Annotated in this window: 19 protein-coding genes and 1 pseudogene; 12 read left to right on the top strand and 8 right to left on the bottom strand. The window is 71.9% G+C overall.

The window, feature by feature from the left end; genetic code table 11:
* Positions 1-62: 62 nt before the first annotated feature.
* A complete protein-coding gene (locus OG589_RS22255; RefSeq protein WP_405151882.1) occupies positions 63-1604 on the top strand; it encodes a GH25 family lysozyme in 1542 nt (513 codons plus the stop codon).
* Positions 1605-1864: 260 nt separating this feature from the next.
* Positions 1865-3184, top strand: a complete 1320-nt coding sequence (locus tag OG589_RS22250) for a hypothetical protein (RefSeq protein WP_405151881.1) — start codon at positions 1865-1867, stop codon at positions 3182-3184.
* 249 nt (positions 3185-3433) lie between these two features.
* On the opposite strand, the gene OG589_RS22245 is transcribed toward OG589_RS22250, so the two are convergent.
* The 4 genes from OG589_RS22245 to OG589_RS22230 form a co-directional block, all read right to left on the bottom strand.
* Positions 3434-4099, bottom strand: a complete 666-nt coding sequence (locus OG589_RS22245) for a M15 family metallopeptidase (protein ID WP_405151880.1) — start codon at positions 4097-4099, stop codon at positions 3434-3436.
* A 162-nt stretch (positions 4100-4261) separates the two neighbouring features.
* Complete coding sequence (locus OG589_RS22240) at positions 4262-7378, bottom strand: AfsR/SARP family transcriptional regulator (RefSeq protein WP_405151879.1); 3117 nt, start codon at positions 7376-7378, stop codon at positions 4262-4264.
* Between the two features lie 140 nt (positions 7379-7518).
* Entirely contained in the window at positions 7519-7980 is a 462-nt protein-coding gene (locus OG589_RS22235) for a hypothetical protein (protein ID WP_405151878.1), read from the bottom strand.
* Between the two features lie 41 nt (positions 7981-8021).
* On the bottom strand, positions 8022-8804 hold the full coding sequence (locus tag OG589_RS22230) for an alpha/beta hydrolase (RefSeq protein ID WP_405151877.1): 783 nt from the start codon (positions 8802-8804) through the stop codon (positions 8022-8024).
* A gap of 242 nt (positions 8805-9046) precedes the next feature.
* Between OG589_RS22230 and OG589_RS22225 the strand changes: the two genes are divergently transcribed.
* Both OG589_RS22225 and OG589_RS22220 read left to right on the top strand, forming a co-directional pair.
* Positions 9047-9751 carry a lysophospholipid acyltransferase family protein gene (locus OG589_RS22225; RefSeq protein ID WP_405151876.1) on the top strand — a complete coding sequence of 235 codons (705 nt, stop codon included), beginning with the start codon at positions 9047-9049 and terminating at the stop codon, positions 9749-9751.
* Positions 9752-9813: 62 nt separating this feature from the next.
* The gene (locus OG589_RS22220; protein WP_405151875.1) at positions 9814-10326 is read left to right on the top strand and encodes a YceI family protein; all 513 of its coding nucleotides are present in this window, start codon (positions 9814-9816) and stop codon (positions 10324-10326) included.
* 11 nt (positions 10327-10337) lie between these two features.
* Here OG589_RS22220 and hypF read toward each other — a convergent pair whose 3' ends face one another.
* The 4 genes from hypF to OG589_RS22200 form a co-directional block, all read right to left on the bottom strand.
* Complete coding sequence (gene hypF / locus OG589_RS22215; protein ID WP_405151874.1) at positions 10338-12647, bottom strand: carbamoyltransferase HypF; 2310 nt, start codon at positions 12645-12647, stop codon at positions 10338-10340.
* A gap of 4 nt (positions 12648-12651) precedes the next feature.
* Positions 12652-13644, bottom strand: coding sequence for a Gfo/Idh/MocA family protein (locus tag OG589_RS22210; RefSeq protein WP_405151873.1), 993 nt, complete (start codon positions 13642-13644; stop codon positions 12652-12654).
* A 133-nt stretch (positions 13645-13777) separates the two neighbouring features.
* Entirely contained in the window at positions 13778-15157 is a 1380-nt protein-coding gene (locus OG589_RS22205) for a rhamnulokinase family protein (protein ID WP_405152093.1), read from the bottom strand.
* Positions 15158-15262: 105 nt separating this feature from the next.
* The gene (locus tag OG589_RS22200; protein ID WP_405151872.1) at positions 15263-16294 is read right to left on the bottom strand and encodes a LacI family DNA-binding transcriptional regulator; all 1032 of its coding nucleotides are present in this window, start codon (positions 16292-16294) and stop codon (positions 15263-15265) included.
* 308 nt (positions 16295-16602) lie between these two features.
* Here OG589_RS22200 and OG589_RS22195 point away from each other — a divergent pair, with 308 nt between their 5' ends.
* From OG589_RS22195 to OG589_RS22160, 8 genes and pseudogenes are all read left to right on the top strand, one after another.
* Entirely contained in the window at positions 16603-18096 is a 1494-nt protein-coding gene (locus tag OG589_RS22195; protein ID WP_405152092.1) for a sugar ABC transporter ATP-binding protein, read from the top strand.
* A gap of 109 nt (positions 18097-18205) precedes the next feature.
* Complete coding sequence (locus OG589_RS22190; protein WP_405151871.1) at positions 18206-19249, top strand: ABC transporter permease; 1044 nt, start codon at positions 18206-18208, stop codon at positions 19247-19249.
* Positions 19239-20300, top strand: a complete 1062-nt coding sequence (locus tag OG589_RS22185; RefSeq protein ID WP_405151870.1) for an ABC transporter permease — start codon at positions 19239-19241, stop codon at positions 20298-20300. The genes OG589_RS22190 and OG589_RS22185 overlap by 11 nt, the downstream gene beginning before the upstream one ends.
* Positions 20297-21388 (top strand): rhamnose ABC transporter substrate-binding protein, encoded by a 1092-nt coding sequence (gene rhaS, locus OG589_RS22180; protein ID WP_405151869.1) that lies wholly within the window; start codon positions 20297-20299, stop codon positions 21386-21388. The genes OG589_RS22185 and rhaS overlap by 4 nt, the downstream gene beginning before the upstream one ends.
* 75 nt (positions 21389-21463) lie before the next feature.
* A complete protein-coding gene (locus OG589_RS22175) occupies positions 21464-21784 on the top strand; it encodes an L-rhamnose mutarotase (RefSeq protein ID WP_405151868.1) in 321 nt (106 codons plus the stop codon).
* A 12-nt stretch (positions 21785-21796) separates the two neighbouring features.
* Complete coding sequence (gene rhaI / locus OG589_RS22170) at positions 21797-22951, top strand: L-rhamnose isomerase (RefSeq protein ID WP_405151867.1); 1155 nt, start codon at positions 21797-21799, stop codon at positions 22949-22951.
* A gap of 2 nt (positions 22952-22953) precedes the next feature.
* Positions 22954-24984 carry a bifunctional aldolase/short-chain dehydrogenase gene (locus OG589_RS22165; RefSeq protein ID WP_405151866.1) on the top strand — a complete coding sequence of 677 codons (2031 nt, stop codon included), beginning with the start codon at positions 22954-22956 and terminating at the stop codon, positions 24982-24984.
* A gap of 524 nt (positions 24985-25508) precedes the next feature.
* Positions 25509-25943: pseudogene (locus OG589_RS22160) on the top strand (MFS transporter); the annotation flags it as partial.
* Positions 25944-25945: the final 2 nt, after the last annotated feature.

Raw genomic sequence — 25945 nt, 5'->3', positions numbered from 1 at the left:
TCCTCAGCCGGGACGAACCGTCCCCGGCCACGAGGAGCACGTACAGAGAGGCACCCCCCCTTATGGACCCCCGCAAGAACCAGCCGTCCCACCTCGTCGACGAGCCTGGAGCCCTGGCCGCCTCAGGCCGATCCCCGGCCACGCGAGCACGCAGGACGCTCGTGCGCGTGGTGACCGCGATCGCCGCCCTCGGCGCCATGATCGTCGGCGGCGCCGTGCCGGCGAGCGCGGCTCCGGCGGGCTACTCCGTGGCCGGCACCGACGTCTCCAACCACGACGGCACGATCAACTGGGGTGACGTCGCGGCCAAGGGCGTGAAGTTCGGCTGGGCGAAAGCCACCGAGGGCCTCGACTTCGTCGACCCGCAGTTCAACGCGAACTACCACGGCGCCAAGAACAACGGCGTGTACATCGGGGCGTACGCGTTCGGCCGTCCCGACAAGGGCGTGGGCACGGGAAAGGCTCAGGCCGACTACCTGGTGGACCACGCTCAGTACGTCAACGACGGCAAGACCCTTCCCCTGCAACTCGACATCGAGTGGCCCTGGTGGACCACGGCCGCTCCGATATATCCGTGCTACGGGCTGTCCAGCAGCCAGATGGTGACCTGGATCCGCGACTTCGTGAACGAGGTGAAGTCACGCACCGGCAGGGAGGCGGCGATATACACCAACCCCAACTGGTGGAACCAGTGCACGGGCGGCAACGGGTCGTTCTCGGCCAACGCCCTCGAGACCTCCAACTACAGCGGCTCTCCGGGCGCGTTGCCCGCGGGGTGGTCGCGGTTCACCGCCTGGCAGTACGCCGGGTCCTCCAGCAGCCTCCCCGGCTCGCCCACGGTATTCAACGGCACGCTGAGCGACCTCGCGGCCTTCGCGGGCGGCGGCGATCTGGGGGTGCTGGAGTATTACCTGTCGGACAGTCAGGGTTCCAGTGTCGCGACGCGTCCGGTGATCTATTACGGCAGCAGCCCGCAGATCCCGATCGTGGGTGACTGGAACGGGGACGGGGTGGACACGGTCAGTACTTATGACCCGACGACCAGCACTTTCTATATCAGTGACAACCCGGTCACCGGGAACGCCGAGCGTGTGATCCGCTACGGGGATCCTGGGGCGCAGCCGCTGGTGGGCGACTGGGACGGTGATGGCAAGGACAACATCGGGGTGAAGATGGGTTTCACCTACTACGAGCGGACCGGTCCGGTGAGCGGCGCGGTCGAGAACACCGTGACGGTGGCCTTTGGTGACGCTCCCTGGCTTCCGGTGGTGGGTGACTGGAACGGTGACGGCAAGGACACCATCAGCGCCTACAACCCCGCCAACGGGAATTTCCTGCTCAGCGACAACCCGGCCAACGGTGTGGCGCAGTACGTGATCGCCTACGGCAACCCCAACGCCATTCCGCTGGTGGGCGACTGGGACGGTGATGGCAAGGACAACATCGGGGTGAAGATGGGTGCGACCTATTACATGCGCACCGGTGCGGTGACCGGCGCCATCGAGAACACCAGGTCGATCGGTTATGGCAACACCACCGGGGACCTGCCCGTCATCGGCGACTGGAACGGCGACGGCATCGACACCCAGGGCCTCGCCCGCTAGACCCACTTCAGCGGCGCGCATCCCAGAAGGGGGCGGACTCCATGTCCGCCCCCTTCTCGCGTTTCCGTCCGCGGGCGATCGGCTGAGCCCCCTTTCTCGCCCGCCTGCGCGTTTCGCCGGCCCGATAACGCAGGGCCCAATCGTCGTTCTGAAGCGGTCGTTTCTGGAGCGAACTTAAAGCGAAGTTGTAGAGCGCCGCCCGACTCTATGAATGTGCTCGAAAACGCAGAAACGACCGTAAATAGTTTGGAAGGGATCCAATGAGCATCTCAGCTCGGCTCCGCAGCCGCCTCACCCGTCTCGTCGCCACCTCTGCGATGGTCGGCGCCGCGTTCGCCGGCGTCGCCGTGGTCCAGGCCCCGCAGGCGAGCGCGGCGTCCAGTGTCGACGGCACCATCACCGCGTCCGAAGTGATCGCCCGCGCGTGGGACTGGGTCAACCGGCGGCCCTACATCAAGTACGACGCCAGCGGCAACACGAGCGCTCCCGATGTCTCGGGCCGCAACTACCGCCCCGACTGCTCGGGTGCCGTCTCCATGGCGTGGCACCTCGGCACCAGCCTGACCACCGCGACCCTGCCGGGCCGCGCGCCCAACGTGATCTCCTCCTCCCCCTCCAGCTCGACCGACCTGCGCCCGGGTGACCTGCTCAACGTCAACAACGGCAACGGCCACCACGCCGTCCTGTTCGACCACTGGGAACCGGACCACGTCCACTTCTCCGTCTTCACGTTCGGCGGCGGCGCCGACGGGAACTCGCCGCCCACGCACGAGACCGGCAGGACCTTCAGCGGGACCGTCGGCGGTCACCCCGGTAACGTCTACACCGCCTACCGCTACGACAAGGTCGTCCAGGACGGCGGCGATCTGGGGGTGCTGGAGTATTACCTGTCGGACAGTCAGGGTTCCAGTGTCGCGACGCGTCCGGTGATCTATTACGGAAACAGCCCGCAGATCCCGATCGTGGGTGACTGGAACGGGGACGGGGTGGACACGGTCAGTACTTATGACCCGACGACCAGCACTTTCTATATCAGTGACAACCCGGTCACCGGGAACGCCGAGCGTGTGATCCGCTACGGGGATCCTGGGGCGCAGCCGCTGGTGGGCGACTGGGACGGTGATGGCAAGGACAACATCGGGGTGAAGATGGGTTTCACCTACTACATGCGGACCGGTCCGGTGAGCGGCGCGGTCGAGAACACCGTGACGGTGGCCTTTGGTGACGCTCCCTGGCTTCCGGTGGTGGGTGACTGGAACGGTGACGGCAAGGACACCATCAGCGCCTACAACCCCGCCAACGGGAATTTCCTGCTCAGCGACAACCCGGCCAACGGTGTGGCGCAGTACGTGATCGCCTACGGCAACCCCAACGCCATTCCGCTGGTGGGCGACTGGGACGGTGATGGCAAGGACAACATCGGGGTGAAGATGGGTGCGACCTATTACATGCGCACCGGTGCGGTGACCGGCGCCATCGAGAACACCAGGTCGATCGGTTATGGCAACACCACCGGGGACCTGCCCGTCATCGGCGACTGGAACGGCGACGGCATCGACACCCAGGGCCTCGCCCGCTAGTCACCGAAGATCCGGCCGGCAGGGCGGTGACCGTCAGACGCCCTCCGGAGAACGAACCGAGCGTGACCCTTGAGGGGGGCGGACGAATGTCCGCCCCCCTCAAGGCATGTGGTGAAAGGTCACGACGCTCATCGGCCGGCCCGCCGCGATATGGCGGGCCGGCCCCGGGCACGAAGAAATCCCGGGAAGGAATCCCTGTGTTTCAGGGGTCTTCCCGGGATCGTTTCTCTTCGTTACCGGTTCAGGTTCTCACCGGCCGGCGGGTGGCCAGTTCACATGGGAATAGCGGGCGGCCCCAGAGCCGGTGGCGAGCGCCCAATATCTGTCACCGTAGGACCAGTGCCACCATTCGGTCGGGTAATTGGTCAGCCCGGCCTCCTCGAGGACCTTGGAGAGGGTCTCCCGGTTGGCCCTGGCCTCCACCGAGATGTTGGCCGCCGCCGTGTAGCAGGCGTCGTCGCTCTCCTCGGGGCTGGCGTTGACCTCGGTGCCCATCGGCAGTTCCTCCCCCGCCTCCGTGCACAGCGTGAGGTCCACGGCCGCGCCGCAGACGTGCGGAGCGATGTGGGGAGGGGACAGCGAGCGGCTGGCCTGCACGTAGAGATGATCTTCCGGCCATTCCGGGTTGGCCTCGCGAAGCCTGCCCGCGTACCCGGTGAAGTACCGCTCCTGCAGCGAGTACGGCCGGTACCCTTCCACCACGAGGAAGCGCAGCCCGTCCGGCAGCAGCTTCTGCGCCCGGAGGAGCCGCTGGGCCAGCCCCTCGCGGAGGTGGGCGAACGCGCCCTCCGGGTCGGCGAGGCGCCCGTCGAGGAGGATCTCGGTGTTCGCCCGCAGGTCCACCAGGGGCTCGCCCGACTCCTCGACCGGCACGGCGGCCACCCGGGGATCGGACATGAGAATGATCTGTGACACGCTCTCTCCTGAGCACTGTGCCAGGCGGAGCGACCGCCTGCGGCATCTGGCCCCCCGCGACGGCCGCGTGCTCGGCGGGCCTGTCGAGGCGGGCGGGCCTCACGCTGTCGGCCCTCGCCGCCAGGTTCGGCCGCCCCTCTAGAAGTTCTCTCCAAAAACGCGCTAAAGAGCGGAGAGAAGTTCCGTGTACTCCCGGGTGCCGAAGGCGGCGAAGACCCCGAGGGCCTCCTCGCGAAGCGCCCGCGCCCCCGCCGCGTCGCCGCGCGCCTCCCGTACGCTCGCCAGGTCACGCAGCGAGCGGGCACGGAAGAGCGGCAGCCCGAGGTCGTCCCACACGGCGATCGAACGGGTGAGCCGCTCCTCGGCCTCGGCGAGGTCCCCCCGCGCCAGGTGCAGCTCGCCGATCGTGCGCAGGATCAGCGCCTCCCCGAACCGGTCGGCCTGGCCGGTGCAGACGGCTAGAGCGTCCAGTAGGCCGGGCAGGACGGCGTCGTGCTCGCCCAGCCGGATGCGCGTCTTGGCCAGCGACTGGACCGCGTAAGCCTCCATCAGCACGTCGTCGGTCTCGCGCATCAGCTCGACCGCCCGCGCGCTCAGCGTCTCGGCCAGGCGCAGGTCGCCCGACGCGCGATGCACCAGCGCGGTGGAGCGAAGGGTGAGGGCCTCCCCGCGCTTGCTACCGAGCCGCCTGAACGCGGCGAGCGCGTCGTCGAGCAGCGCCGACGCGGCGGCGTAGTCGCCGCGTTCGAGGAACACCGACCCGGCCAGCCTCTTGGCGTAGCCGGTGCCCGAGTCGTCGCCGAGCTCCTCGAAGGCGGCCCCCGCCAGCTCCAGGTGGGGCAGCGCCTGCTCCATGTCGCCCTCCTCGCGGCAGGCGGTGCCGATGCCCGCGAGGGCGACCGCCTCCCCGTGGGCGTCCCCGCCCTTCCTGAACAGGGGGAGCGACTCGTGGAAGAACCCCCGAGCCTCGGGGTAGCGGTCCTGCCTGTTGCGGAGCTGGCCGAGCCCCACCAGCAGGGTCGCCTCGCCCAGCACGTCACCGGCCCTGCGCACGGCCGCCAGCGCCGCCTCGTGCGTGCGCCGCCACTCGTCGAACCTCGCGTCCACCGAGAACGAGGACGAGCACAGCGCCGCGCTCACCTCGCAGGCCACCTCGTGCAGGTCCATCGCGGCGGCCCGCTCGACGGCGACGACCAGGGCCGGGGCCTCGGCGTTGAACCACGCCGACATGCCGGCGGTGACGCGCTCGGAGGCCTCCGCGCCCAGGGGCAGGGCCTTGGTGTACCGCCTGCGCACGGGCAGGGCTCCCGAAGGGCTCCTGGAGGCCGTGCGCGTGATCAGCCACAGCCAGCCGCCCAGGGCGCGTGTCATGGCGGCGGCGCGCTCCTCCTCGGGGTCCTCGGCCTCCGCCCGCTCGGCCGCGTACACGCGCAACAGGTCGTGCAGCCGGTACCTCTCCTGCTGGGCGGTGTCGACGGTGACGAAGTCCACGAGCTGGGCGTCCATCAGCCGCTCCGTCACCTCCTCGCCCACCTGCTCGGGCACGCCGAGCAGCGCCGCGACCACCCATGAGGCGAAGTCCGGCACGCCGAGCAGTCCGAGCGCCCGGAACGCCTTCTTGGCCTGGGCGTCTAGCCCCCGGTAGCTCAGCGCGACGCTGGCCCGTACCTCCAGGTCGCCCGCGGTGAGCTCGTCCAGCCTGCGGCGCTCGTCGGCCAGCCGGGTGGCCAGGGTCTGGAGGGACCAGTGCGGCCGGGCGGCCAGCCGCGCGCCCGCCGTGCGAAGCGCCAGGGGCAGGTGGCCGCAGAGCAGGGCGATGCGCTGCGCGGCCTCGCGCTCGGCGTCGACCCGCGCGTGGCCGACGATGCGGGACAGCAGCTCCACGGCCGCGTCCGCCCGCAGGACGTCGAGGTCGGTGAGGCTCGTGCCCGCCAGCCCGACCAGCCGCTTGCGGGCGGTGACGATCACCGCGCAGGTGGGGCTGCCCGGCAGCAGGGGGCGGACCTGCCGCTCGGTGCCCGCGTCATCGAGGACGACCAGCACGCGCCGGCCCGCGAGCATGCTGCGGTAGGCGTCGCCGCACTCCTCCAGGGTGCCGGGTATCCCGGAGGGCGGGACGCCGAGGGCGCGCAGGAACCGCCCGAGCACCTCAAGGGGAGGGGCGGGGGAGTCGCTGACGCCGCGCAGGTCGGCGTACAGCTGCCCGTCCGGGTACGCGTCGGTCACCTCGTGGGCGACCTTGACCGCGAGCGCCGACTTGCCGACACCGCCCTTGCCGGAGATCACCGCCACCGTGACCGTGTCGCTCGGGGCGTTCAGGCACGCGGTCAGCTCGGCGATCTGCGTGGCCCGCCCGGTGAAGTCGGCGACGCCGCGCGGCAGGTGCCCGGGCACGACCTCCTGGCGCGGCTCCTTCTGGACGGCAGGCCGCGCGGGGGAGCCGCCCGTGCCGGCGGGGCTCGTGGCGGGAGCCTCGGCCGGCGGCGACGGGGTGACCGGGTCGACCGGGGCGGCGCCTCGCTTTACGCCGGGCCGGGCCGGCGAGGGGTCCCCCCGCAGCATGGCCTCGAACAGGTGCCGCAGCTCGGCGCCGGGGTCCACGCCCAGCTCGTCCGCCAGGGCGCGGCGGCCCTCGTGGTAGACGGCCAGCGCGTCCGCCTGGCGGCCCAGCCGGTACAGCGCCGTCATCAGCCGGCCGCGCAGCCGCTCGCGGGTGGGGTACGCCCAGACCAGCTCGGTCAGCTCGCCGACCAGCTCGGCCTCCCTGTGCATGGCGAGCTCCGCGCCGATCCGCTCCTCAAGGACCGAAAGGCGGGTCTGCTCCAGCCGCCCGGCCTCCCCGCGCAGCGCGTCCCCGATGCCGCCGAGGGCCGACCCCCGCCACAGGGCCAGCGCGGCGCGCAGCTCGTCGGCGGCGGCGTCGTGACGGTCCTCGGCGGCGTGGCGGCGGCCCTCCGCCACCCTGTCCTCGAAGGTCCGCAGGTCGAGCTGCCCGTGCTCGGGCCTGATCAGGTAACCCGGCGGCCTGGTCTCCAGCAGGTGGTCCTGCCCGGCGTGCACCAGCGCGCGGCGCAGCCCGTACACGTAGGTCTGGATCAGCGCGTTGGCGCTGCTCGGCGGCCGGTCTCCCCACAGGGCGTCGACGAGGCGCTCACCGGAGACGACCCTGCCCGCGCTGAGGAGCAGTGCCGCCATGAGGGCACGCGGCTTCGGGCCGCCCAGCGAGAGCCGCTCCCCGCGATGCCAGGCTTCCACCGGACCGAGCAGAAGAAATTCCAACCGTCCTCCGTGGGCTCCCCAAGCCACCTAGAGGCAAGTGATAGCACTGACGCCCGCGAAACGGAACCCGTTTGGCGCGAGATCATCCGACAATCCGACACGGAGGTCTCGCCGGTTGTGGCCGGCACCCCCGCGAGCGGTCAGATGATCGCGCCGTCGTCCCAGCCCGAGTCGGGGGGCGGGCCGTCGCCCATCCGCACGATCAGCGCCACGAAGCCGCCGATGAAGGCGGCGATGGCGGCGAACACGATCCACCCGTCCATCGGCCAGGACAGGAGCGCGGCGAGCAGCAGGTACGCGGGGCCGCCGAACAGCGCGAACCAGGCGATCTTGGTGCCGGCGTCCATCTTGGGGAGCGGCGGCGGGGGAGGCGGGACGTAGTGGTCGCCGTCGTCGCCGGGGGCCGGCGCGGCGGGTTCCTCCTCGCGGGGGTCCGCGCTCGTCTCTGTGGGGATCTCCGCCTTCACCTGCTGGGGGGCGTCTTCGACCGGGACGTTCTCGCGGTCCGGCCATGGCTGGCCGGCCGAGGTCGCCTCGGCGGTGTCGTTGAAGGAGGCGACGATCTGACGCCAGACCTCGTCCTCATCACTCTGTGGCGTCACCGGTCACTTCGATTCGTTCCTCTGCTCATGATGAGGTCGGATCAGTCTTCTCCGCTGTGGGATCGGTCTCTCTGCAAGGGTACCGACGCGTGGGCCCTGATGAAGTCGAGGCTGCCCTCGAAAATCTGCGGAGCATCGTTGTCGAGCGTCGCCACGTGGTAGCTGTTCGCGCACTCGCGCACCGTGAGGTTGTCGCCGAGCGCCTGGCGCAGCAGCTCGACGCTCGCCGGTTTCACGACGTGGTCCTCGGGGCTGTGGTAGACCAGCACCGGCTGGGTGACGCGGCCGAGCTCCGACCGCACCAGCGACCAGAGCTTCGGGAGCGTGGCCGCCGCCCGCACCGGGGTGCGCGTGTAGCCGAGCTCGGTGACCCCCTCGCGCTTGATGTCGTTCGCGACGCCGGCGACCGACGGGAGCACGAACTTCAGCACGGGGGCGAGCTTCAGCAGCGGGGCGTCGTTCACGATGGACGGGTTCACGACCACCAGGCCCCGCACCGACGCGCCGTGCACCTCCGCCAGCCGCAGCGCCATGCACCCCCCGAGGGACAGGCCCATGACGAAGACCTCCGCGCACCTGCTCCGCAGGCTCTCGAAGGCCCGCTCCAGCTCGGCGAACCAGTCCTCCCAGCGGGTGCGGTTCATCTCCTGCCAGGTGGTGCCATGGCCGGGCAGGCGGGGCAGCGAAACCGTCAGGCCCGCCGCCGCGAGATACCGCCCCCAGGGACGCAGCGACTGCGGCGTCCCGGTGAAACCGTGGCAGAGCAGGACCCCGACCTGGCCACCTTCGTGCTGATATGGCTCGGAGCCGGGCATGAGCGGCATGTTGGGTTCCTCTCCTGGTGGGGCTCGCCCGATCGTCGCACGTTCGAGGGCGTCTCGCGAGATCCGCAGGCCCGGTGTCGCGGTCGGCGGACGGTGTCGATGGCGAGCGTTGCCGGCCGGTGTTGGTGGATGGTGTCGGTAGATGCTGAGGTGTAGGTGAGATGCGCCCGGCATGCGAAGATGACGCCACGCCGGTTACAGCGGTGTGAACCCCGAGAGAAGCCAGAGAAGAGGTGCCCCGAGTGTTCTACTGGGTGGTGAAGGCCATTCTCTCGCCGTTCCTCCATCTGGTGTTCCGCCCCTGGGCGGAGGGCACCGAGCACGTCCCGAAGAAGGGCCCGGCCATCCTCGCGGGCAACCACCTGTCGTTCGCCGACCACTTCTTCGGCGCGCTGCCGCTGCCGCGCAAGGTCATCTCGCTCGGCAAGGCCGAGTACTTCACCGGGCGCGGCGTCAAGGGCCTGCTCAGCCGGGCGTTCTTCACCGGCGTCGGCACCGTGCCCATCGACCGCTCCGGCGGCAAGGCCAGCGAGGCGGCGCTGCGCACCGGCCTGCGCATCCTGCGTGAGGGCGATGTGCTCGCCATCTATCCCGAGGGCACCCGCTCGCCCGACGGGCGCCTCTACAAGGGCAAGACCGGCGTGGCGCGCCTGGCGCTGGAGTCCCGGGTGCCGGTCATCCCCTGGGCGATGATGAACACCTTCGAGATGATGCCTCCGGGCCGCAGGCTCCCCAAGCTCGGCATCCGCCCCGGCGTGAAGTACGGCAAGCCGCTCGACTTCTCCCGCTACTACGGCATGGAGGAGGACCGCCTGGTGCTCCGCGCCGTCACCGACGAGATCATGTACGCGCTCATGGAGCTGTCCGGCCAGGAGTACGTCGACAAGTACGCCGCCAGCGCCAAGGTCGAGATGGCCCGCGCGGCGAGGAAGTCCTCCTCCTCCTAGGGCCGGCAACGGTGAGGGAGCCCGCCTCCTCCCAGGACCGGCCCGCGAGCGATGATGGAGGGGTGAGCGAGCGGTTCCGCGTCTCCGGCACGCGATCGAGCCTCGGCGTCGAGGCGAGCAGCAGCCTGCACCCGATCCACGGGGAGGCCGGCGGCCTGACCGGCTACGTCGAGGGGGACGTCACCGGGGGCCGCTTCGATCTCGCCACCCCGCCGCGCCTGCGCGTCGAGCTTCCCGTCGAGCGGCTGGAGTCGGGCAATCCCCTCTACGACGGCGAGCTGCGACGGCGCGTGGACGTCCGCGCGTACCCGGAGATCGTCGGTGAGGCGACCGGCGTGGAGGAGCAGGGCACGCCGGGGCGCTACCGGGTGCGGGGCGACCTGACCTTCCACGGGGTGACCCGCCAGGTCGAGGGCGAGATCGAGCTGTCCGCGCCGGACGATCGCACGCTGGTGATCGAGGGCGAGCAGACCTTCGACATCCGCGACTTCGGCCTGCGCCCGCCGAAGATGCTGATGCTCAGGGTGCACCCCGAGGTGCGGGTCCGCATACGGGTCGTCGCCGAGAAGGAGTGACCGGGTGGTGGTCAGCCCGCCTGGGCCGCCTGCCTGGCAGCCGCCACCGCCACCTGCCCGAGGCTGATGCCCCCGTCGTTGGGCGGCACCCGGGAGTGCAGCAGCACCGTGAACCCCCCCTTTTCCAGCAGGCCGGTCGCCCGCTCCAGGAGGAAGAGGTTCTGGAACACCCCTCCCGACAGCGCCACCGTGGACAGGCCGGTGCGCTCCCGCACCCGCAGGCAGCCTTCCGCGATGAGCCGGGCGACCCCGTTGTGGAAGCGCGCGGAGACCACCGCCGCACCGGCCCCCGCGTCCGCGAGGACCGCCTCGACGAGGTCGAGGCCCGCCACCGTGAACGGGCGCGTGCCGCCGTCGCCGAGGATGCGGCAGGGGTACGCCCCCCGCTCGCCCGGCTCGGCGACCTGCTCCAGCTCGATGGCCGCCTGCCCCTCGTAGGTGACCGTGTCGCGGCCGGTCACCAGGGCGGCGACGGCGTCGAACAGGCGGCCCGCGCTGGAGGTCGGCGGCGCGTTCACGCCCCGCTCGGCCATGGCGGCGACGGCGTCCCACTGGCCGGCGTTTCGCCGCCGTACGCCCAGGGTCTCGGGCGCCTTCGCCCCGAGGTAGGCGGCGGCCATGCGCCAGGGCCGGCGGACCGCCGCCGCGCCGCCGGGCATCGGCACCGCCTCCAGATGCCCGGCGCGCTCGAACCCCGTGAGGTCGGCGACCAGGAACTCGCCGCCCCACAGCGTGCCGTCCGTGCCGTATCCGAGCCCGTCGAAGGCCACGCCGATCACCGGCCCCGTCTGGCCGTTGTCGGCCATGCACGACGCGATGTGCGCGTGGTGGTGCTGCACGCCCACCGGCTCGACGCCCTCGCGCTCCAGCGCGTACTTGGTCGAGAGGTACTCCGGGTGCAGGTCGTGGGCGACCAGTTCGGGCCTGATGCCGAACAGCCGCTCGAAGTGACCGGCGCCGTCCACGAACGACCTCAGGGTCTCGTAGTTCTCCAGGTCCCCGATGTGGTGCGACACGAACGCGCGACGGCCCTCGGCCAGGCAGAAGGTGTGCTTCAGCTCGGCTCCGCAGCCGAGCACCGGCCGGCGGACCTCTGCCGCGAGGGGCAGCGGCGCGGGGGCGTAGCCCCGCGAGCGGCGCACGGGCAGCTCCCTGCCCCGGAACACCCGGACCACCGAGTCGTCGGTGCGCGTGTGGATCGGCCGGTCGTGCGTCAGGAAGGCGTCCGCGATGCCGGAAAGGCGCCGCAGCGCCGTCTCGTCCAGGTAGGCGATCGGCTCGTCGGAGACGTTCCCGCTGGTCAGCACGATCGGTCCAGGGAAGTGGCGAAGCAGCAGGTGGTGCAGGGGGGAGTAGGGCAGCATCACGCCGAGCGACCGCGCCCCCGGCGCGACCGCCTCCGCGATCCCGCGCGTCGGGACGCCGTCCCGCGCGTCCGTCGCGGCGGCGTGGCTCGTGCGGCGGCGCAGGAGCACGATGGGCCGGCGGCGGCCGGTGAGCAGTCGTTCCTCGTCCGGGTCGACGTCGCAGATCAGGCGGGCCGCCGCCAGGTCGGGCACCATCAGCGCGAACGGCCGGTCCTCCCGGTGCTTCCTGGCCCGCAGCGCCGTGACCGCCTCCTGCCGGTCGGCCCGCACGGCCAGGTGGTACCCGCCGATCCCCTTGACCGCGAGAAGCCTTCCCTGCCTGAGCAGGCCGGCCGCCGCCGCCACGGGGTCGCCCGGGATCTCGCGCAGCGAGCCGTCCACCAGCCGCAGGCGCGGGCCGCACCTCGCGCAGCACAGCGGCTGGGCGTGGAACCGCCTGCTGGCGGGGTCGTGGTACTCGGCCGAGCACTCCTCGCACATCGCGAACGCCGCCATCGTCGTGCCCGCCCGGTCGTACGGAGAGGCGCGGACGATCGTGAAGCGCGGCCCGCAGGCGGTGCAGTTGATGAACGGGTAGCGATACCTGCGGTCCGCGGGATCCTCCAGTTCGCGCAGGCAGTCGGAGCAGGTGGCGACATCGGGCGAGATGAGGGCGCGGCCCCGCCCCGCGCCCGTGCTCGGCGCGATGCCGAACCCGGGCTCACCCGTGACCGGCACCTCCCGCGAGGTGACGCGCTCGACGACGGCGAGCGGCGGCGGCCTGTGGCGCACGGTCTCCAGGAACTCGGTCACGGCGGTGGGGACGCCCTCGACCTCGATGAACACGCCGTGCTCGTCGTTGCCGACCACGCCGCACAGCCCCAGCCGCGTCGCGAGCCGGTGGACGAAGGGGCGGAAACCCACCCCCTGGACGACACCGTCGACCCGGATCTCGGCACGGACGCTAGGACTCACATGATCAGTCTCCGGCGGTCACCGGCGACAGGCAACGAAGGCGCGCGACGTGCCCCCGCGCCTCCTCGATCAGGCGCATCATGGCGAGGCTGTCCTCCAGCGGCATGACCGCGCTCTCGGTGCGGCCCTGGGCCAGCGCGTCGCGCACCTCGCGGATCTCCCCGGCGTAGCCGTTGTCGGCCGCGGCGATCACGTGCTCCCGCGGCTCGCCGGACGGCCCGTGCAGGACCATGCGGCGGGGGGCGAAGAAGGGGGCTTCGAGGTCGGCGCGCATGGTGGTGCCGGTCACCGTGGCGGTGTTGGCCAGCGGGCTGAGCAGGGAGGTGTCCAGCAGCGCCCGCGCGCCGTCGTTCCAGGACATCAGCAGCCCGGCCTCGGCGTCCACCTCGGAAGGGGACAGGGTGCCGGTGACGCTCATCGCGCCGGGCTCGCCGAGCAGGAGCTGGGCCAGGCCCATCGGGTAGATGCCGAGGTCGAGCAGGGCCCCGCCGCCGAGCGCGGGATCCCACAGCCGGTGCGCCGCGTCGTAGGGCTGGGGGAAGCCGAACGACGCGGACACCGACCGCAGCGTGCCGAAGCTCCCGTCGCGCACGAGCCCGTGCAGCCTCCTGACCAGCGGGTTGAACCGCATCCACATGGCCTCCATGAGGAACACCCCCGCCTCGCGCGCCAGCTTGACCATGCGCTCGGCGTCGGCGGCGGTCGCGGCGAGGGGCTTCTCGCACAGCACCGCCCGCCCGGCCGCGATGGCGAGCTCGGCGACCCGGAGGTGGTGGGAGTGCGGCGTCGCGATGTACACGACGTCGACCTCCGGATCGAGCACCAGCTCCTCGTAGGAGCCGTACGCGCGGGGCGCCGCCAGCTCGCCGGCGAGCCCGCGCGCCCGGTCGAGATCGCGGGAGCCGACGGCCGCCACCCGCATGCCCGGCTCTCCCGCGATCACCTGTCCGACCGTGCGGGCGATGCCGCCCGTGGCCGCGATACCCCACGACAGCACTGGTGCTCCTTCCAGGTACGGCCTGCGCCGTACGGTGCGTACGGCCTGCCGGGTACAGCATGCACGTACCTTTTGTCCGGCAGGTAGCTCTTCGCGGCCACTTGTTGCCCGGGCGGCCCGCCCGCTGGGCGCTCTAGCCGGCGGCCAGGCGATCGGCGGCGGCCGACCAGAGCGACTGGTCGCCCTTCGGCTCGTACGCCGTGATCGGCTCGCCGCGGCGTACGAGCTCGCGGATGTCGGTGACCAGGCCGTGGGCGCGGGCCTGGACCAGCGCGTTGCCGAGCGCGGCGGCCTCCACCGGCCCGGCGCGCACCGGAAGGCCCGTGGCGTCGGCGGTCATCTGGCACAGCAGCCCGTTGCGCGCCCCGCCGCCGACGATGTGGACGACCTCCACCTCGTGACCGCTGAGACGCGCGGCGTCGCGCACGGCGCGCCGGTAGGCGAGGGCCAGGCTTTCGAGCACGCAGCGGACGACCTCCGCGGGCCCGGAGGGGGGCCGCTGGCCGGTGCGCTCGCAGTAGGCGGCGATGCGCCCGGGCATGTCGCCGGGAGGCAGGAAGGAGGGGTCGTCGGGGTCGATCAGCGCCGCGAACGGGCGCGTGCCCTCGGCGGCGGCCAGCAGGCCGGGCAGACCGGGGTCGCTCCAGGCCCGCAGGCACTCCTGGAGGATCCAGAGCCCCATGACGTTGCGCAGGTAGCGGGTGGTGCCGTCGAGGCCCGCCTCGTTGGTGAAGTTGGCCTCGCGGCTCTCGGCGGTGAGCACGGGCCCGGGAAGCTCGACGCCGACGAGCGACCAGGTGCCGGAGGAGATGTAGGCGAACCGCGGGGTGGTGGCGGGCACGGCGGCCACGGCGGAGGCGGTGTCGTGGGAGGCCACCGCGACCACGGGCACCTGAGCGGCGGCGCCGCTCCCGATCTCGGCCGCAACGCCGGGACGCAGGACCCCGGCGGGGGAGCCGGGCGGGCGGAGCGCGGGGAAGATCTCGCCCGGGATGCCGAGGCGGCTCATCAGCGGGCGTGCCCAGTCGCCCGTGCGGACGTCGTACAGCCCGGTGGTGGAGGCGTTGGTGGTCTCGGCGCCGATCGACCCGGTCAGCCAGTGGGTGAGCAGGTCGGGGATCATGAGCAGCGTGCGCGCCCGCTCAAGGGACTCGCGGTCGGCCAGGAGCTGGTACACGGTGTTGAAGGGCAGGAACTGCAGGCCGCTCACCCCGTACAGCGAGGCGGCGCCCAGCTCGGCGACCACCCGCTCCATGACCCCGGTGGTGCGCTCGTCGCGGTAGTGGACGGGGTTGCCGAGCAGCCGGCCCGAGGAGTCCAGCAGGCCGTAGTCGACCGCCCAGGAGTCGATGCCGATGGAGTCCACCGGGCCGGCCTTGCGCAGGCCGTCGAGGATGCCCTGGTAGAGGGAGAGGATGTCCCAGTGGAGGGTGCCCCCGGCCCGGACCGGCCGGTTGGCGAACCGGTGTACCTCCGACAGCTCGACTCCGCCGCCGTGGACGCGCGCCGTCATCACCCGCCCGCTGGAGGCTCCGAGGTCGACGGCCGCGACCCTGCTCACCGCCACTCCCTCACCCCACGAGGCCGCCGGGTGCCGCGTGCCGCGCGCGTGCTCAGGTCAGCCGCGCCGGGTGGACTCGCGGGCCACGAGCTCGGGCTGGAACATGATCTGCTGGTGGGCATGGCTCTCCGGGTTGTCGCACTCGTCGAGGAGGAGCTCGGTGGCGATGCGGCCGAGCTTGTAGGTCGGCTGGCGGATGGAGCTGAGCGACACGGCCGAGGCGGCGGCGAAGTCGATGTCGTCGTAGCCGATGAGGGCGACGTCGTGGGGCACCCGCAGGCCCGCCTGGAGCAGCCCTCTTAGCAGGCCGAGGGCGAGCAGGTCGTTGGCGCAGAAGATCGCGTCGGGGAGCCGGCCCCCCGCGACGAGCTTCTCGGCCGCCCGCTGCCCCGCCCTGGCGTTCATGGCGGGCATCTCGACGACCTGCAGGGCGGACGCGGGGTCGAGCCCGGCCGCCGCGATCGCCTGCTCGGCGCCGCTCATGCGGTCGAGGCACTGCCGGATGGTGAGCGGGCCGGTGACGAAGGCCAGCCGGGCGGCGCCGCCGTCGAGCAGGTGCCCTGCCGCCATGCGCCCGCCGGTGATGTCGTTGACGGCCACCGAGCACTGGTCGGGACGGTGGGCGGGGTGGTCGACGAGCACGACGCTGATGCCGCGGTCACGGATCACGTCGAGGCGGCCGGGATCCTCGTCGGAGGGGGTGATCAGCAGGCCGCGCACCCGCTGCTCGGCGAAGACCCGCAGGTTGCGCTCCTCCTTCACCCGGTCACCCGAGGAGTTGCCGAGGATCACGGCATACCCGAGCTCGCTCGCCATGTCCTCGACGCCGGCCGCGACGTCGGTGAAGAACGGGTTGCCGATGTCGATCACCGACAGGCCGATGGTGCGGCTGTGGCCCGCCCGCAGCGTGGAGGCGGAGCCGTGCCGCACGAAGCCGAGCTCCCTGATGACCTGCTCCACGCGGGACCGCGTGCCGGCCGCCACCTTGTGGGGGCGGTTGAGCACGTTGGACACCGTGCCGGGCGACACCCCGGCCTGCGCGGCGACCTCCTTGATGCTCACCGTGCTGCCGGCGCTCCCCGTGGTCATCCGTACTCCTTCGGTGGTCGGCGTTTATTAAAACGTGCCAGCGGTGGCACGCACCAGACCTCGTACGAATATCGCACAGGGGAGGCGGGGCTGTGCCGGGGAGGCGGCGAAGGAGCCCCGGTAACGCTCTGGAAACAGCGGCTTCACCCCCCATTGACATGGTCGCCGGACCGGCCGTAGCGTCCGGGCAAGGCCATTAAAACGTTTTTGAGTCCGCATGCCAAGCGCCAAGGAAGGGGCGGATCAGGGTGGAGGATCCGGGCGAGGTCGAGGCCCCGCGGGGGCCGGTCTCCGGCGCGCCGCCGCCGGTGCTCGCACTGAGACAGGTCAGCAAGTCGTTCGGCGCGGTGCGCGCGCTGAGAGGGGTCTCGCTTGAGCTGTTCGCCGGTGAGGCCCACGCGCTCGCCGGGGAGAACGGCGCGGGCAAGTCCACCCTCGTCAAGACCCTCACCGGCGTCCACCGCCCCGACGAGGGAGAGGTCCTGCTCGACGGCGAGCCGGTCGAGTTCGGCGGCCCCGCCGCCGCCCAGGACGCCGGCGTGGCCGTGATCTACCAGGAGCCCACGCTCTTCCCCGACCTCTCCGTCGAGGAGAACATCTTCATGGGCCGCCAGCCGCGCGCCAGGTTCGGGCGCATCGACCGGCGCGCGATGCGGCGCGAGGCCGCCGGGCTGTTCAGGCGCCTCGGCGTCGCGCTCGACCCGGGCAGGTCCGCGCGCGGCCTGTCCATCGCCGACCAGCAGCTCGTCGAGATCGCCAAGGCGCTGTCGCGCGAGGCGCGCGTGCTCATCATGGACGAGCCCACCGCCGCGCTGTCGGGCAACGAGGTCGCCCGGCTGTTCACCGTGGTCGAGGCGCTCAGGGAGCACGGCTGCGCGGTGTTGTTCATCTCCCACCGGCTCGACGAGATCTTCGAGCTCTGCCGGCGCGTGACCACCCTGCGCGACGGCGCCTTCGTGGCGAGCGAGCACATCTCCGGGCTCACCCCCGACGACCTGGTGCGGCGCATGGTCGGCCGCGACCTCGACACCCTCTACCCCAAGCAGCACACCACGCCGGGCGAGGTGGCCCTGACCGTCGGCCGCCTCACCCGCGAGGGGGTGTTCACCGACGTCTCCTTCGAGGTGCGGCGCGGCGAGATCGTCGCCCTGGCGGGCCTGGTAGGGGCGGGCCGCAGCGAGGTCGCCCGCGCGATCTTCGGGGTCGACCGCTGGGACGCCGGCTCGGTGGAGGTCGGCGGGCGCCGCCTGCCGCCCGGCAGCCCGACCGCCGCGATGGCGGCGGGCCTCGCGCTCGTCCCGGAGGACCGCCGCCAGCAGGGTCTGGTCATGGATCTGTCGATCGAGCGCAACATCGGCCTGACCGGCCTCGCGAGCGTGCGGCGCGGCCCGGTGATCTCCCGGGCCGCCGAGCGCGACCGGGCGCGCGACTGGGCGGCGCGGCTCCAGCTCAAGTTCACCCGGCTGGGCGACGCGGTGAACGTCCTGTCGGGCGGCAACCAGCAGAAGGTCGTGCTGGCCAAATGGCTGGCCACCGACCCCGCGGTGCTGATCGTCGACGAGCCCACCCGGGGCATCGACATCGGCACCAAGGCCGAGGTGCACCGGCTGCTGTCCGAGCTGGCCGGGCGCGGCATCGCCGTCCTCATGATCTCTTCAGACCTGCCGGAGGTGCTGGGCATGGCCGACCGCGTGCTCGTCATGCACGAAGGACGCCTCACCGCGGAGATCCCGCGTGAGCTGGCCACCGAGGAAAGCGTCATGTCGGCCGCCACCGGCCGCGCCCCGGAGGCCGCCGCGTGACCGCGCCGCGATTCGAGACCCGCCGCGTGACCGCGCCGCGATTCGAGACCCGCCGCGTGACCGCCGCCCGACCCGAGGACCGCCGCAGAGCGGGCGCGGGGGCCGCCGCGTGACCGCCGTCACCGCCGGCGAGAGGCCGGCCGGGGAGCGGGGCGCCAGGGGCCTGGTCGAGCTGGTCTTCCGGGCGCGCGAGCTGAGCCTGGTGGCCGCCATCGCCGTCCTGGTGCTCGTCACCGCCGCCGCCAACCCGAACTTCCTATCCGGCCAGGGCGTGAAGGACATCTTCCTCAACACCTCGATCCTGGCCCTGCTCGCCGTCGGCCAGTCGCTGGTCGTCATCACCAGGAACATCGACCTGTCGGTCGGGTCCGTCGTCGGGCTGGTCGCCTTCTCCACCGGCGAGTTCCTCGCCGCCGACCCCGGCGGGCGGGGCGTCGTGGTGGCGCTCGTCCTCGGCGTCGCGATCGGCGCGGTGTGCGGGCTGCTCAACGGCCTGCTGGTGAGCTTCTGCCGCGTGCCGGCCCTGGTCGTCACCCTCGGCACGCTGTACGTCATCCAGGGCCTCGACCACTACATCGCCCACGGCCGGCAGATCAACGCCGTCGACCTCCCGCCCGCCCTGCTTCGCCTCGGCAACGAGGGCGTGCTCGGCGTGCCGTACCTGCCGGTCATCACGGTCGCGGTCATGCTCGCCATCGGCTACTACCTGCGCTCCTATCCCTCAGGGCGCGAGTTCTACGCCATCGGGTCGAGCCCCGAGGCCGCGCGCCTGGCCGGGGTGCCCGTACGGCGCCGCGTCCTCGCCGCCTACCTCTTCAGCGGCGCGCTCGCCGGGCTCGCCGGAGTGCTGTGGCTCGCGAGGTTCGGCACGGTCGTCGCCGACTCGGCGCGGGGCTGGGAGCTGCTCGTGGTCAGCGCCGTCGTGGTCGGCGGGGTGGCCATCGTCGGCGGCGTCGGCACGGTGTACGGGGCGGTGCTCGGCGCCCTGCTGCTGACCACCATCGGCAGCGCCCTGGTCGTGCTGAAGGTGAGCTCTTTCTGGCAGCAGGCGCTCACCGGCGCGCTGCTGCTGCTGGCCATCACCGTCGACCGGGTGCTCGCGGTGCGGGTCACGCGGCTGCTGCGCAGGAGGAGCGTCCGCCATGGCGCCTGACCTGATGACCACCACCGGCACCGGCAAGGCATCCGAGCCCCCGGCCGCCCGGTCGGCGATCGCCCGGTTCGCCCGCTGGGACGTGCTGGTAACCGCCCTGCTGATCGCAGTCTTCCTCGCCGGTGCGGCGGGGTCGCCCGACTTCGCCAACGCCGGCAACCTCTCGTTCGCCCTCGGAGACCTCGGCGAGATCGCGCTGATAGCGCTCGCGATGACGCTTCTCGTCGTGGCCGCCGAGGTCGACCTCTCCGTGGCCTCGGTGCTCGGGCTGTCCAGCGCCCTGCTCGGCGCCCTGTGGGACGGCGGCTGGGCGATCGAGACCATCATCCCGGTGGTGGTGCTCGCCGGCGCGGTGTGCGGGCTGGTGAACGGGCTGCTGGTCACCCGGCTCGGCCTGCCCTCGCTAGCGGTCACGATCGGCACGCTCGCGCTCTACCGCGGCCTCGCGTACGTCGTGCTCGGCGACAAGGCGGTGGCGGAGTTCCCCCAGACGTACACCGGCCTGGTGACCGGTGACGTGCCCGGCACCCCCATTCCCTACCCCGTGGCCCTGTTCGTCCTGCTCGCCGTCGTCACCGGCGTCGTCCTGCACGCCACCGGCATCGGGCGGTCGCTGTTCGCGATCGGCGCGCAGGAGGAGGCGGCGTTCTTCGCCGGCATCCGGGTCAAGCGCGTCAAGCTCGCGCTGTTCGTGGTCTCCGGCACGATGGCCGCCTTCGCCGGCGTGGTCTACACGCTGAGGTACGGCAGCGCCAGGGCCGACAACGGCTTCGGCGTCGAGCTGGCCGTCATCGCGGCCGTGCTGCTGGGCGGCGTCGACTTCGACGGCGGCAAGGGCACGCTCGGCGGCGTCATCGCCGGCGTGCTGCTCATCGGCCTCCTGCGCAACCTCCTCATGCTCAACGACGTGGCGACCGAGATCCAGTCGATCGTCACCGGCCTGCTCCTCATCGTCTCGGTGCTCACCCCGCGCCTGGCGGCGGTCCTGCGACAACGACGCCGCTCCCCGTCCTCGCACACCCCCCGCTCCTCGGAAGAAAGAAATCGATGATGACGCACTCTTCACGGCGGTTCGCCTCCGCTGTCGTCGCCACGAGCGTCGTGGCGCTCGCGCTGGCGGCCTGCGGCGGCACCACGAAGGACTCCACCACGTCGTCCGCGCCCCCGGCCCGGCCCGCGGCGTCGTCGGCGGCGAAGGCCGACCCGAACGCCCCGGTCAAGCAGGGGCTGAAGCTCGCCTTCCTCCCCAAGCAGATCAACAACCCGTACGAGACGATCGTCGACGACGCGGGCATCGAGGCCGCCAAGGAGTTCTCCGGCACCGCCAAGGAGGTCGGCCCCTCCGACGCGTCGGCGTCGTCCCAGGTCTCCTACATCAACACCCTCACGCAGCAGGGGCAGGACGCCATCCTCATCGCGGCCAACGACGCCAACGCCGTCTGCGGCCCGCTCAAGCAGGCGATGGACAAGGGCATCAAGGTCGTGGCCTACGACTCCGACGCCGCGAAGGACTGCCGCGACCTGTTCATCAACCAGGCCAGCTCAGAGGAGGTCGGCCGCAGCCAGGTCAGGCTGCTCGCCGACATGATCGGCCACAAGGGCGACATCGCGATCCTCTCGGCCACCGCGAACGCCACGAACCAGAACACCTGGATCGGCTTCATGAAGGACGAGCTGAGCAAGCCGGAGTACAAGGACATGAAGCTCGTCAAGGTCGCCTACGGTGACGACGACGACCAGAAGTCCTTCCAGCAGACCCAGGGCCTGCTGCAGGCGTACCCCGATCTCAAGGGCATCATCGCCCCGACCACGGTCGGCATCTCGGCGGGCGCCCGCTACATCTCCGGCTCCAAGTACAAGGGCAAGGTCGTGCTGACCGGGCTCGGCACGCCGAACCAGATGCGCAAGTTCGTCGAGGACGGCACCGTCCAGAAGTTCGCCCTGTGGAACCCCAAGGACCTCGGCTACCTCGCCGCCTACGCCGCCGCCGCGCTGTCCTCCGGGCAGATCACCGGCGCCGAGGGCGAGACCTTCAAGGCCGGCAAGCTCGGCGAGAAGACCATCGGCAAGGACGGCGAGGTCATCCTCGGCCCGCCCTTCACCTTCGACTCCTCCAACATCGGCCAGTTCGACTTCTAGACCTCGCGTACGTACCACCGTGTACGGCTCGCGCGGGGCACGCCCGCGCGAGCCGTACGTGAGGAGCGATCGACCATGAAGCGTGTGTGCTTCCTGCTGAAGGTCAGGCCCGGGCGGCTCGGCGAGTACCGCCGCCGCCACGAGGCGGTCTGGCCCGAGATGCTCGACGCGCTGCGCGCGGCCGGCTGGCGGAACTACTCGCTGTTCCTCCGGGAGGACGGCCTGCTGGTCGGCTACCTCGAGACCCCCGACTTCGATGCCGCGCTCGCGGCCATGGCGCTGACCGGCGTCAACGCCCGCTGGCAGGCCGAGATGGCGCCGTTCTTCGAGGAGCTCGACGGGAGCCGTCCCGACGAGGGCATGTTCACGCTCGACGAAGTTTTCCATCTCGACTGATCGGGGACCCTCATGACAACGGACATCAAGGCGGCGCTGCGAAGGCAGCGCATCGAGACGCCCTCCTGGGCGTTCGGCAACTCCGGCACCCGGTTCAAGGTGTTCGCCCAGAAGGGCGTGCCGCGAGATCCGTACGAGAAGCTGGCCGACGCGGCCCAGGTGCACCGGTTCACCGGCGTCGCCCCGACCGTCGCCCTGCACATCCCGTGGGACAAGGTGGACGACTACGCCGACCTGGCACGGCACGCCCGCGAGCTCGGCGTCGGCATCGGCGCGATCAACTCCAACGTCTTCCAGGACGACGACTACATGCTCGGCAGCGTCACGAGCCCCGACCCCGGCGTGCGGCGCAAGGCCCTCGGCCACCTGCTGGAGTGCGTCGACATCATGGACCTCACCGGGTCCCGCACGCTCAAGCTGTGGTTCTCCGACGGCACCAACTATCCCGGGCAGGACGACGTCCGCTCCCGCCAGGACCGCCTGGCCGAGGCGCTGTCGGCGGTGTACGACCGGCTGGGCGAGCACCAGCGGTTCCTGCTGGAGTACAAGCTGTTCGAGCCCGCCTTCTACCTGACCGACGTGCCCGACTGGGGCACGGCGTACGCCCACTGCCTCAAGCTCGGGCCGAGGGCGCAGGTCGTCGTGGACACCGGGCATCACGCCCCTGGCACGAACATCGAGTTCATCGTGGCGTTCCTGCTGCGCGAGGGGAAGCTCGGCGGGTTCGACTTCAACTCCCGTTTCTACGCCGACGACGACCTGATGGTGGGCGCGGCCGACCCGTTCCAGCTCTTCCGCATCATGTACGAGGTGATCAGGGGCGGCGGCTACGCCGAGCACATCGCGTTCATGCTCGACCAGTGCCACAACATCGAGCCCAAGATCCCGGGCCAGATCCGCTCGGTGATGAACGTCCAGGAGGCCACCGCCAAGGCGCTGCTGGTCGACGGCGACGCGCTGGCGAAGGCCCAGGCCGGGGGCGACGTGCTCGGGGCGAACGCCGTGTTCATGGACGCCTACGGCACCGACGTGCGGCCGCTGCTCGCCGAGCTGCGCGAGGAGTCCGGGCTCGACCCCGACCCGATGGCCGCCTACCGGCGGTCCGGGTACGCCGAGAAGATCGTCGCCGAGCGCGTGGGCGGCGCCCAGGCCGGATGGGGGGCCTGAGCATGACCGCCCGACCGGTCGACGAGCTCCTGCGGCGCGCGCACGCCCTCGGCGCCGACCCCCGCAACACCAACTACGCGGGAGGCAACGCCTCCGCCAAGGGCACCGCCACCGATCCCGTGACCGGCTCCGATGTCGACCTGATGTGGGTGAAGGGCTCCGGCGGCGACCTCGGCACGCTCACCGAGGCCGGTCTGGCCGTGCTCCGGCTCGACCGGCTGCGCTCCCTGACCGGCGTCTACCCGGGCGTCGAGCGCGAGGACGAGATGGTCGCGGCGTTCGACCACTGCGCCTTCGGCAAGGGGGGCGCGGCGCCGAGCATCGACACGGCCATGCACGGCCTGGTGGAAGCCGCCCACGTCGACCACCTCCACCCGGACGCCGGCATCGCGATCGCGACGGCGGCCGACGGCGAGGCGCTCACCCGCGAGATCTTCGGCGGCAGGGTGCTGTGGGTGCCCTGGCGGCGTCCGGGGTTCCAGCTCGGCCTGGACATCGCCGCGCTGAAGGACGCCCACCCGGAGGCCATCGGCGTCGTCCTCGGCGGCCACGGCATCACCGCCTGGGGCGACACGAGCGAGGAGTGCGAGGCCCGGTCCCTGGAGATCATCCGTAAGGCCGAGCGCCACATCGCCGAGCACGGGCGTCCCGAGCCGTTCGGCCCGGTGGTCCACGAGCCGCTCCCTGAGGGAGAGCGGGCCGAGCGGGCGGCGGCGCTGTTCCCGGTGGTCAGGGGGCTGTGCTCCACCGACTCCCGCCAGGTGGGCCACTTCACCGCGACCCCCGAGGTGCTCGACTTCCTGTCCCGCGCCGAGCACCCGCGCCTGGCCGCCCTCGGCACCTCCTGCCCCGACCACTTCCTGCGCACGAAGGTCGCGCCGCTGGTCGTCGACCTGCCGCCGGACTCGCCGCTCGACGAGGTCGTCATCCGGCTGCGCGAGCTGCACGCCGCCTACCGCGACGACTACCGCGCCTACTACGAGCGGCACGCCGTGCCCGGCTCGCCCGCGATGCGCGGCGCGGACCCGGCGATCGTGCTCGTGCCCGGTGTCGGCATGTTCAGCTTCGGCAAGGACAAGCAGACCGCGCGGGTGGCGGGCGAGTTCTACGTCAACGCGATCAACGTCATGCGCGGCGCGGAGGCGCTGTCGAGCTACCGGCCGATCGAGGAGTCCGAGAAGTTCCGCATCGAGTACTGGGAGCTGGAGGAGGCCAAGCTCAGGCGGCTGCCGAAGCCGAAGCCGCTGGCCACCCGCGTCGCGCTGGTGACCGGGGGCGGGTCGGGCATCGGGGCGGCCACCGCCCGCAGGCTCGCCGCCGAGGGCGCGTGCGTCGTGGTCGCCGACCGCGACCTCGGGTCGGCGGAGAAGGTCGCCGCCGAGCTGGGTTCCGGTGACGTGGCGATCGCCGTCGAGGTGGACGTGACGTCCGAGGAGCAGATCGGCGCGGCCGTACGCCGGGCCGTCCTCGCCTTCGGGGGAGTCGACCTGGTGGTCAACAACGCGGGGCTGTCGCTGTCGCGCTCGCTGCTGGAGACGACGGCCGCCGACTGGGACCTGCAGCACGACGTCATGGCCAGGGGGTCGTTCCTGGTCTCCCGCGAGACCGCCCAGGTCATGATGAATCAGGCGATGGGCGGCGATCTGATCTACATCTCCTCCAAGAACTCCGTCTTCGCGGGCCCGAACAACGTGGCGTACGGCGCGGCCAAGGCCGACCAGGCCCACCAGGTACGCCTGCTCGCCGCCGAGCTGGGCGCGCACGGCATCCGGGTCAACGGGGTGAACCCCGACGGCGTGGTGCGGGGCTCCGGCATCTTCGCCTCCGGCTGGGGCGCGAACCGCGCGGCTGTGTACGGCGTGCCCGAGGAGCGGCTCGGCGAGTTCTACGCCCAGCGCACCCTGCTCAAGCGGGAGGTGCTGCCCGAGCACATCGCCGCCGCCGTCTACGCCCTCACCGGGGGAGACCTGGCCCTCACCACGGGGGTGCACATCCCCGTCGACGCCGGCGTCCCCGCCGCCTTCCTCCGCTGACCCCGCCACTCCCCGTCCACGGTCTCCGCCCGGTGCCCCCGTAAAACGGCCACGGGACCAGACCTGTCCGACGGTCTCCGCGCGGTGCCCACGGAACGCCCCCAGGGACGTCCCCTCCGCCCGGTGCCCCGAACGACCTCGGGGCCCGGGCGGTCGTGGTCTCCCTGCCGGTGAGGGCGTTCCCCCTGTTCGGGGTCACCTGGACGAGCCGCCCAGGCGCCGGCGTCGACCAGCTCGACGGGCCGGTGAGACGCGGACCTGGCCGGCGGCCGGCCTGGGAGAGGCGCCCGGCCGCCCTGCCTGACCTGGGATGGCACGCCGGATCGGGGTTGAGGGTCCTCGATCATCACTGGCGTGGTTCATGCCGGGGCAACCTCGGACGAATGGTCCTTTGCTATCTTCTCTCCTGTGTTCCACCCCTGTGCCTAGGCCGCCACGCTGACCGCGACCGCTCGTCGCGGCACCTCGGCGTCCTCGCACACGCGCAGCGCCATGAGCCTGCGCCTTCTCCAGGGAACACCCTCATGCATTCCTACCTCGCTGTCCTGCGCATGCCCGGAGCCCTCCGCGCCTTCGGCACGGTGCTGCTGGGGCGGCTGTCCTATGGCACCGTCTTCCTCTCCCTGATACTCGCGATCACCGGCACGACCGGCTCCTACGCCGTGGCCGGGACCGCCATGGCCGTGTTCGGGCTGGCCGTTTCCCTGCTCTCCCCGCTGCGCGCCGCCCTGATCGATCGGTACGGGCCGCACCGGGCGCTGCCGCCGATGGCCGCCGCCTACGCGCTGCTGCTGGCCTGCCTGGCCGCCGTCACATGGCGGCCCGGAGCCTCCGCGACGCTGCTGTGGCCGCTGGCCGCGGCGGCCGGCGCGTGCGCCCCGCCGCTGGGCCCGGTGATGCGGACGCTGTGGAGCCACCTGGTGCCCGACCGGGCGTCACTACAGCGCGCCTACAGCCTGGA

Source organism: Sphaerisporangium sp. NBC_01403, from assembly GCF_045040145.1.
Taxonomy (GTDB): Bacteria; Actinomycetota; Actinomycetes; order Streptosporangiales; family Streptosporangiaceae; genus Sphaerisporangium; species Sphaerisporangium viridialbum.
Note: the sequence above shows the minus strand (reverse complement) of the source record. Positions and strands in the feature narration are given on the sequence as shown.

Bases quoted from the DNA above. Each gene is read 5' to 3' on its own strand.
- OG589_RS22175 (WP_405151868.1), top strand. From the start codon at position 21,464: ATGAAGCGTGTGTGCTTCCTGCTGAAGGTCAGGCCCGGGCGGCTCGGC.
- rhaS (WP_405151869.1), top strand. From the start codon at position 20,297: ATGATGACGCACTCTTCACGGCGGTTCGCCTCCGCTGTCGTCGCCACG.
- OG589_RS22165 (WP_405151866.1), top strand. From the start codon at position 22,954: ATGACCGCCCGACCGGTCGACGAGCTCCTGCGGCGCGCGCACGCCCTC.
- OG589_RS22255 (WP_405151882.1), top strand. From the start codon at position 63: ATGGACCCCCGCAAGAACCAGCCGTCCCACCTCGTCGACGAGCCTGGA.
- OG589_RS22185 (WP_405151870.1), top strand. From the start codon at position 19,239: ATGGCGCCTGACCTGATGACCACCACCGGCACCGGCAAGGCATCCGAG.
- OG589_RS22230 (WP_405151877.1), bottom strand. From the start codon at position 8,804: ATGCCGCTCATGCCCGGCTCCGAGCCATATCAGCACGAAGGTGGCCAG.
- OG589_RS22200 (WP_405151872.1), bottom strand. From the start codon at position 16,294: ATGACCACGGGGAGCGCCGGCAGCACGGTGAGCATCAAGGAGGTCGCC.
- OG589_RS22250 (WP_405151881.1), top strand. From the start codon at position 1,865: ATGAGCATCTCAGCTCGGCTCCGCAGCCGCCTCACCCGTCTCGTCGCC.
- OG589_RS22205 (WP_405152093.1), bottom strand. From the start codon at position 15,157: ATGACGGCGCGCGTCCACGGCGGCGGAGTCGAGCTGTCGGAGGTACAC.
- rhaI (WP_405151867.1), top strand. From the start codon at position 21,797: ATGACAACGGACATCAAGGCGGCGCTGCGAAGGCAGCGCATCGAGACG.